Raw genomic sequence first — 6,820 nt, 5'->3', positions numbered from 1 at the left:
GCTGCGCACCCCGCTCAACTCGCTGCTCATCCTGGCCCAGCTGCTGGCCCAGAACCACACGCGCAACCTGACGCCCAAGCAGGTCGAGTACGCCGAGATCATCCACTCGGCCGGCTCGGACCTGCTCCAGCTGATCAACGACATCCTCGACCTGTCCAAGGTCGAGGCGGGCAAGATGGACATCAACCCCGAACGCGTGCCGTTGCGGCAGCTGCTGGACTACGTCGAGGCCACGTTCCGGCCGATGACGTCGCAGAAGAGCCTCGACTTCACGATCACCAACGCCCCCGGCATCCCGGTGGAGGTCGTGACCGACGACTCGCGCCTGCGCCAGGTGCTGCGCAACCTGCTGTCGAACGCGGTCAAGTTCACCGAGACCGGCAGCGTCGAGCTGCGCATCGAGCCGGCCGCCCAGGACGAGCTGCCCGCCTCGGTGCGCCAGCACGGCGCGGCCATCGCCGTGCGGGTGGTCGACACCGGCATTGGCATCGCCGCCCAGCAGCTCGAAGCCATCTTCGGCGCGTTCCAGCAGGCCGACGGCACCACCAGCCGCAAGTACGGCGGCACCGGCCTCGGCCTGTCCATCAGCCGCGAGATCGCCCACCTGCTCGGCGGCGCGATCGGCGCGCAGAGCACGCCGGGCCAGGGCAGCGTGTTCACCCTCTACCTGCCGATCGCCCGGCCGGACTTCATCGGGCTCTCCCCGAAGAAGGCCCTGGCCGGCCCCTCGGTGATCGTCGAGGCGGCCCGCGTCACCACGCCCGAGCAGGAGGCGGCCGCGCCGGCCAGGTCCCACCAGCCGCAGCCGCGCCGCCTGCTGGTGATCGAGGAACGGCCGCAGGGCCTGCTCTCGCACGTGGCCGAGAGCGTGGTGACCGAGCTGGCGCTGAGCAAGGACGAGACGATCGAGATCGTCACGGCGGCTGGAGCGCAGGAGGCCGCGGCCACGCTCGCCGCCGACCCCTGCCACTGCATCGTGCTCGACCTCGACCTGCCCGACCAGAGCGCCTACCGCCTGCTGGAGGCCATGGACGGCGACCAGGCCCTGAACTCGGTGCCGGTCCTGGCCTACAACAACTGGCGGGCCAGCTCCCAGCAGGCGGTGCCGTTGCAGACGCGCGAGGGCGGCCAGCCGCTGGAGCTGCTGTCCAGCCTCGACGAACTGCGCGAGCGCATCGCCCTGCACCTGACCGCCGACCAGCCCGGCGACGTGCTGCCGCTGATCCGGGCCGGGAACGTCAACCAGCTCGCCGGGGCCGAGATCGACACCTCGCTGACGGGCCGGACGGTGCTGATCGTCGACGACGACGCCCGCAACCTGTTCGCGCTGACCAGCATGCTGGAGGTGCACGGCATCGACGTGCTGCACGCCGAGGACGGCCGCAAGGGCATCGACACGCTCGTCGCCCACCCGCAGATCGACCTGGTGCTGATGGACGTGATGATGCCCGAGATGGACGGCTACACCGCCACCGCCCGCATCCGCGCGATGGCACAGTACGCCGACCTGCCCATCATCGCGGTCACGGCCAAGGCGATGCCGGGCGACCAGGAGAAGGCGCTGGCAGCCGGCGCGAGCGACTACGTGACCAAGCCCGTCGAGGCCGACCATCTGGTCGAACGCATCCGTCACTGGCTCGGCGCCTGACCCGTCCCCCTCAAGGAGCAACGCAGTGCACCACCAGCACGATCCGGCGGCCGCCGTGCCGCCGGAGCGTACCGAGCCGCCCAATCTCGGCCGCCTGGCCGCGACGGTCGACCGCCTGCACAACCAGATCCTGGAGGCCCAGCGGGCCGCCGAGGGCCGCGCCCTGGTCGAGGTCGCCAAGGGCGTGCTGGTCGAGCGCCTGCAGTGCAGCCTGGCCACCGCCGCCAGGCAGCTCGCCACCCTGGCCGACCAGGCGGGGGTGACGCAGCTCGAACTGGCCGCCGACATCATCAACCAGGCCGCCCACGACCGCATCAGCGAGGCCGCCCGCGACTTCCTCAGCTCGGCCCGCGCCCAGGAGTCGGCGGAGGTGGCGGTGCGGCTGCGCACCGCCGAGAACGGGGCGCTGACCGCCACCGACGCGCAGGCCGTGGCGCAGTCGCTGCTGGAGCAGGCCCTGTCCGCGCTCGGCGCGACGACGGTGGCCATCTGGGAGGCCGGGCCGGACGCGTCGCTCACCCTGGCCGGGTACGCGGGGCTGGCCGACGAGGAGGCCAGGCGCTGGCGTTACGTGCCGCCGGGCGTGGCCACGCCGGCCCGCCGCGCGCTGCTGGAACGCGGCACGGTGTGGCTGGACGACCTGGCCGCCGTCGGCCTGCCCTCGATCGGGCAGCGCCAGACCCCCGGCGCGCGGGCGACCGCCCCGGCCGGGACGGGCGGCCGGATCCTGGGCGTGCTGGAGATCGGCTGGCCGCACGCGATGCCGCAGCCCGACGCGCGGATCGTCAAGCAGATCGAGGTGCTGGCCGACCTGTGCGCCCACACCTTCGAGACCACCGACCAGGCCGTGCACGAGCCGCAGGTGCTGCCCGAGCTGATCGACCTGGCCGACGCGCTGCCGGACGCGGCGCTGGTGCTGCGCCCGCAGCTGGGCACCGAGGGCCGGCTGACCGACTTCCGCATCGTGCACGCCAACCCGCGCTTCCTCGACCCCGCCGGGCGGCCGCGCGGCGAGGTCGTCGGGAGCCTGTTCCTGGAGGCGTACCCGCTGGCCGCCGAGGAGGGCGCGCTGCTGGCCAGGATCGAGCACGTGCACGCCACGGGCGAGACCTTCAGGGCCGAGAAGATGACGATCACGGCCCTGGTGGACCAGATCCCGCTGCACACCGTCGCGGGCATCGCGATCATCCGGCTCGGCGACGGCGTGCTGCTCATCTGGCGGCTGCAGGACCAGGACGCCCAGCTCGCCAACCTGCTCCAGCACGCCCAGCGCCTGGGCCGCATCGGCGGCTTCGAGGAGAACCTGCTCACCGGCGAGATCGTCTGGAGCGCCCAGCTCCACGACCTGTACGGCATGTCCCTCGACGAGCCGCCCATCCCGCTGGAACGCCTGGCCACGCACGCCCACCCCGACGACGCCGTGGCCATCGGCCGGTTCGTCCGGGCCGTGCTGCACCACCGCCGTCCGGCCTCCACCGCCTACCGGCTGCAGCGGTCCGACGGCACGGTGCGGCACATCAGAGTGGTCGCCGAGCCGGTCTTCGACGACAGCGGCCTGCTGCTGTCCATCCGCGGCGCCTACCAGGACATCTCCTCCCAGCACTGGACAGAGGTGGCGCTGGCCGCCACCCGCGACCAGCTCGCCCACACCGAGCAGCAGGCCGCCGAGCGCAACCGGCTGGCCCTGCAGCTCCAGCAGGCGATCATGCCGCCGAGCCGGGAGCCGCTGGAGGCGTTCGACCTGCAGATCGCCGTGCGCTACCGACCGGCCGAGAAGGAGCACCTGGTCGGCGGCGACTGGTACGACGCGGTCGTGCTGCCCACCAAGCAGATCCTGCTGTCGGTCGGCGACGTCGCCGGACACGGCATCGAGGCGGCCACCGGCATGGTCGTGCTGCGCAACGCGCTGCGCGGCCTGGCCGCCACCGGCGCCGGGCCGGGCCAGCTGCTGACCTGGCTCAACCTGGTCGCCCACCACCTGACCGCGAACGTCACGGCCACCGCGATCTGCGGGCTGTTCGACCCCCGCACCCGCGTGCTGCGCTACGCCAGGGCCGGGCACCTGCCGCCCATCCTGGTCCGCGACGGCCAGGCCAGGGAGCTCGACCTGACCAAGGGCCTGCTGCTCGGGGCGGTCGCCGAGGCCGAGTACGAGGAGACGCACGTCCAGCTCGCCTCCGACGACATCCTGCTCATGTACACCGACGGCCTGATCGAACGCCGGGACGTCAACCTGCACGAGTCCCAGCAGCGGCTCCTGGACATCGCCCGGCACCCCGCGGCCACCCTGGAGCAGCGCCTCGACCACCTGCTGACGCACAGCAACTCCGACACCGACGACGACACGTGCATCATCGGCGCCCGCCTCCAGTAGCCGTCCGCGCCGCGGCCGGGCGGCCCGGGAGTTTGCCGGGCTTGCGTCTGGTAAGCAACCAAAGCCGGGTCCCCCGCCACGCCACACCCAGGCAGGACTGATCAGACCATGGGCATGGAACCGGAGCTACGCTGTCCCATCAGCACCGATCTCGACGCCATCCGCCGCCTCGTGCGCGACCACGCCGGCCGCGGCGGGCTGTCCGGTGAGCGCCTGGACAACTTCGTGCTGGCGGTCAACGAGGCGGTCACCAACGTCCTCGACCACGGCGGCGGCACCGGCACCTTGCTGGCCCGCACCGACTCCGGCGGCGTCACGGTGGAGATCGCGGACGAGGCCGGCCGGCTCAGCGCCGCCCACCTGGCCGCGGCCGCGCACGGCCGCGCCCACTCGGCGGGGTTCGGCTTCGGCCTGTGGCTGATCCAGCACCTGTGCGACCGCGTCGAGCTCGACCAGAGCCCGCGGGGCTCCCGGTTACGCCTGCACATGAGCGTGCGGACCGCCGCCGACCGGCCGCCCGGCACCCTCGTCCCCCAGGGCTGCGACTCGGTTGAACCCGGCCGGGCCCGGCCGGATTTCCCGGAACCCTAGGATGAGGCAGGTGAAATACATGCTGCTCATCTACAGCAACCCCGCCGCCCAGCAGGCCGTCGCCGACGGGTTCGACCAGGTCATGGCCGAGGTCGACGCGCTCATGGCCGAGCTGGAGGCCAACGGCGAGCTGGCCGGGGGCCAGGCGCTGGGCGACCCCGCCTCCTCCAAGACCGTGATGGTGCGCGACGGCGTGCCCGCCGTCACCGACGGCCCCTTCCTGGAGGCCAAGGAGTACCTGGCGGGCTATCTGATCGTCGACTGCGCGAGCGTCGAGCGGGCCACCGAGATCGCCGCGCGCTGGCCGGACGCGCGTCTGTGCGCCATGGAGGTGCGGCCCGTCATCGACGAGGTGGCGGAGTGATCGAAGGGCTGCTGCGCGAGCTGGCGCCGCAGGTGCTCGGCGTGCTCGTCCGCCGTTACGAGCAGTTCGACGCCTGCGAGGACGCCGTCCAGGAGGCCCTGCTCGACGCCGCCGTGCAGTGGCCCGACCAGGGCGTGCCGGACAACCCGCGGGCCTGGCTGATCACGGTCGCCTCCCGCCGGGTCATCGACCACTTCCGCAGCGAGAGCGCGCGCCGGCGGCGGGAGGAGAGCGCGGCGGTCGCCGTCCCGGCCGACGAGTTCGTCGAGCCGGCGCCGGGCGAGGAGCGCACGCCGTCCGGCGACGACACGCTGACGTTGCTGTTCCTGTGCTGCCACCCGTCGCTCTCGGAGCCCTCGCAGCTCGCGCTCACGCTGCGGGCCGTGGGCGGCCTGACCACGGCGCAGATCGCGGCGGCGTTCCTGGTGCCGGAGGCGACGATGGCCCAGCGCATCAGCCGGGCCAAGCAGCGCATCAGGTCCACGGGGGTGCCGTTCGGGCCGCCGCCGGAGCCGGAGCGGGCCGAGCGGCTGCGCGTGGTGCTGCACGTGCTCTACCTGATCTTCAACGAGGGTTACACCGCCACCTCCGGGCCCGACCTGCAGCGGCCCGAGCTGACCGCCGAGGCGATCCGGCTGGCCCGGCTCGTCCACCGGCTGCTGCCCGGCGACGGCGAGGTCGCCGGGCTGCTGGCGCTCATGCTGCTGACCGAGGCGCGGCGGGCGGCGCGCACCGGGCCGGACGGCTCGCTGGTGCCGCTGGCCGAGCAGGACCGCTCGTCGTGGGACCGGCGGCTGATCGAGGAGGGCGTCGAGCTGGTCAGCAAGGCGCTGGCCACCAGCGCGCTGGGCCCGTACCAGTTGCAGGCGGCGATCGCGGCCGTGCACGACGAGGCGTCCACCGCCGCCGAGACCGACTGGCCGCAGATCCTGGCGCTCTACGGCGTGCTGGCCGGGCTGGAGGACAACCCGGTGGTGCGGCTCAACCAGGCCGTGGCCGCCGCCATGGTGCACGGCCCGCGGGCCGGGCTCGACCTGCTCGACGGCCTGGCCGCCGACGACCGGCTCGCGGGCCACCACCGGCTGGCCGCGGTCCGCGCCCACCTGCTGGAGATGGAGGGTGACGCGGAGGGGGCGGCGCTGGCCTTCCGCGAGGCGGCCCGGCGCACGCTCAGTCTGCCTGAGCAGCGCTATCTGGAGGGCAAGGCCGCCCGGCTGGCTTGACAACGATTTTTTTCGGTGCGATCGTTTCAGGCATGCACGAAGTGGCAGCGATCGAAGACGCGGCGGCCGCCGAGGCGTCGCTCGACCCGATGCGGTCGAAGTTGCTGGCGGAGCTGGTCGAGCCGGGCTCTGCCACGTCCCTGGCCGCCAAGGTGGGCCTGGCCCGGCAGAAGGTCAACTACCACCTGCGCACCCTCGAACGCCACGGGCTGGTCGAGCTGGTCGAGGAGCGCAGGAAGGGCAACGTCACCGAGCGCGTCATGCAGGCCACGGCCGCCTCCTTCGTGATCTCCCCCACGGCCCTGGCCGCCGTGCAGCCCGATCCCGCCCGGTCCCCCGACCGGCTGTCGGCGCGCTGGCTGCTGGCCCTGGCGGCGCAGCTCGTCCGCGACGTCGGCACGCTGATCACCGGCGCGGCCAAGGCGCAGAAGAAGGTGGCCACGTTCGCCATCGACGGCGAGGTGCGCTTCGCCTCGGCCGCCGACCGGGCCGCGTTCGCCGAGGAGCTGGCGCAGTGCGTCACCTCGCTGGTCAGCAAATATCATGACGAGTCCGCGGAAGGCGGACGGGACCATCGTCTGATCGTCGCCGTGCACCCGTCCGTGAAGAAGGGTTCCTGA

6 protein-coding genes are annotated in these 6,820 nt (G+C 73.0%); all 6 read left to right on the top strand.

Translation table 11 applies throughout. From position 1 onward, the window contains the following. The coding region (locus AB0C33_RS43745) for a response regulator (protein ID WP_358299249.1) at window positions 1–1,648 on the top strand (1,648 nt) is incomplete at its 5' end. A 25-nt stretch (window positions 1,649–1,673) separates the two neighbouring features. Further along, on the top strand, window positions 1,674–4,022 hold the full coding sequence (locus AB0C33_RS43740; protein WP_358299246.1) for a SpoIIE family protein phosphatase: 2,349 nt from the start codon (window positions 1,674–1,676) through the stop codon (window positions 4,020–4,022). Between the two features lie 114 nt (window positions 4,023–4,136). Beyond that, window positions 4,137–4,613: an ATP-binding protein gene (locus tag AB0C33_RS43735; protein ID WP_358299243.1), complete on the top strand. Its 477-nt coding sequence runs from the start codon at window positions 4,137–4,139 to the stop codon at window positions 4,611–4,613. Between the two features lie 19 nt (window positions 4,614–4,632). Then, complete coding sequence (locus AB0C33_RS43730) at window positions 4,633–4,977, top strand: YciI family protein (RefSeq protein WP_352331477.1); 345 nt, start codon at window positions 4,633–4,635, stop codon at window positions 4,975–4,977. After that, window positions 4,974–6,200: a sigma-70 family RNA polymerase sigma factor gene (locus AB0C33_RS43725; RefSeq protein ID WP_358299240.1), complete on the top strand. Its 1,227-nt coding sequence runs from the start codon at window positions 4,974–4,976 to the stop codon at window positions 6,198–6,200. Before AB0C33_RS43730 ends, AB0C33_RS43725 begins: the two co-directional genes overlap by 4 nt. Window positions 6,201–6,232: 32 nt before the next feature. Further along, window positions 6,233–6,820, top strand: a complete 588-nt coding sequence (locus AB0C33_RS43720) for a helix-turn-helix domain-containing protein (protein WP_358299237.1) — start codon at window positions 6,233–6,235, stop codon at window positions 6,818–6,820.

It is taken from the genome of Nonomuraea sp. NPDC048881 (genome assembly GCF_040649795.1).
In the GTDB taxonomy this organism is placed as follows: Bacteria; Actinomycetota; Actinomycetes; order Streptosporangiales; family Streptosporangiaceae; genus Nonomuraea.
The sequence above is the reverse complement of the archived record's forward strand: the minus strand, read 5'-3'. Positions and strand labels throughout refer to the sequence as shown.